1 protein-coding gene is annotated in these 1,548 nt (G+C 64.3%); it reads left to right on the top strand.

From position 1 onward, the window contains the following. Window positions 1–68: 68 nt before the first annotated feature. The gene (locus OC610_RS27160; RefSeq protein WP_264432465.1) at window positions 69–1,448 is read left to right on the top strand and encodes a PepSY-associated TM helix domain-containing protein; all 1,380 of its coding nucleotides are present in this window, start codon (window positions 69–71) and stop codon (window positions 1,446–1,448) included. Window positions 1,449–1,548 lie beyond the last annotated feature (100 nt).

The raw sequence follows: 1,548 nt of genomic DNA, 5'->3' as shown, positions 1-1,548 counted from the left end.
ATGGTTCGTTTCCACCTTGACTGACCGCACAACATAACAACCCCATTTGCCCTGCGGAGCGCTTTGCAATGAGCCAACCGAAACCGAACTTCTACAACCTGGCCTGGCGCTGGCATTTCTATGCCGGGCTGTTCGTGGCGCCGTTCATGGTGATGCTGGCCCTGACCGGCATCATCTACCTGTTCAAGCCGCAACTCGATCCACTGATGTACGGCGACTTACTGAACGTGCCGCCCAGCCATCACGCCCTGGCGGCGGACGACCTGCTCAAGCAGGTCCGCCAGGCCTACCCCGAAGGCCAGGTCAAACAATACTTGCCCCCGGTCAACGCCGAGCGCAGCGCGCAGTTCGTGGTGATCGACAAGGGCCGGGAACTGAATGTGTTCATCGACCCGTACCACGGCGACATCCTTGGCGAGCAGGATGCGAAGAACAACCTGCAAGCCATGGCCCGGGCGATCCACGGCGAGTTGCTGATCGGCACGGTGGGTGATCGATTGGTGGAAATGGCCGCCGGCTGGGGCGTGGTACTGGTGGTCTCTGGCCTGTACCTGTGGTGGCCGCGCGGGCAATCATCGGCCGGCGTGCTGTGGCCGCGTTGGAACGTCCGCGGTCGGCTGTTCTGGCGCGACCTGCACGTGGTCGTCGGCTTCTGGGGCGCCGCGTTCCTGCTGGTGATGCTGCTCAGCGGCATGACCTGGACCGGCTTCTGGGGCAAGCAATACGCAGACCTGTGGAACCGCTTCCCGGCGGCGATGTGGAATGACGTGCCCAAGTCCGACGTCGAGGCTGGCAGCCTCAACAACGCCCACCGCCAGACGGTGCCGTGGGCCGTGGAAAACACGCCGATGCCGATGTCCGGCGACCACGCCGAGCACACGGCCCACGGCGGCATGCACGAAGGCCCCGCCGCGCCGACCGTCGGCCTGCAAGCGGTGCAGGATATCGCCAGCGAGCGCAAGGTCGAACCCGGCTACAGCATCACGCTCCCAACGACCGCCTCGGGCGTGTTCACCATCGCCGTATTCGCCGACGACCCGCGCAACGACGCGACCCTGCACGTGGACCAATACACCGGCAAAGTCCTGGCCGATGTACGCTGGGAACACTACAGCGTCGTCGCCCGCGCCACCGAAACCGGGGTGATGCTGCACGAAGGCAAGATGTTCGGCCCGCTGAACCAGATCCTCGTGCTGCTGGTTTGCCTGATGATCCTGCTCAGCGCCGTAAGCGGCCTGGTGATCTGGTGGAAACGCCGGCCCCAGGGCAAGTTCGGCGTGCCGCCACTGCGTCATGATTTGCCGACGTGGAAGACCGGGGTGTTCATCATGCTGGCCCTGGCGGTGGTGTTCCCGCTGGTGGGGGCTTCGCTGGTGGTGGTGTGGGCGCTGGATCGCCTCGTCACCCGGCTCAATCGCCGGCCTGAAACCGCTTCATCTTCAAGCTGAAGACAGTGCGTTAACGGAAGGCGGCGCGAAACCTCTACAATCGCGCCCGCCCTCAAGCTGCAACCGCAGTTCAAAACTGTGGGAGCGAGCCTGCTCGCGA

This window comes from Pseudomonas agronomica, assembly GCF_025917275.1.
Taxonomy (GTDB): Bacteria; Pseudomonadota; Gammaproteobacteria; order Pseudomonadales; family Pseudomonadaceae; genus Aquipseudomonas; species Aquipseudomonas agronomica.
Note: the sequence above shows the minus strand (reverse complement) of the source record. Positions and strands in the feature narration are given on the sequence as shown.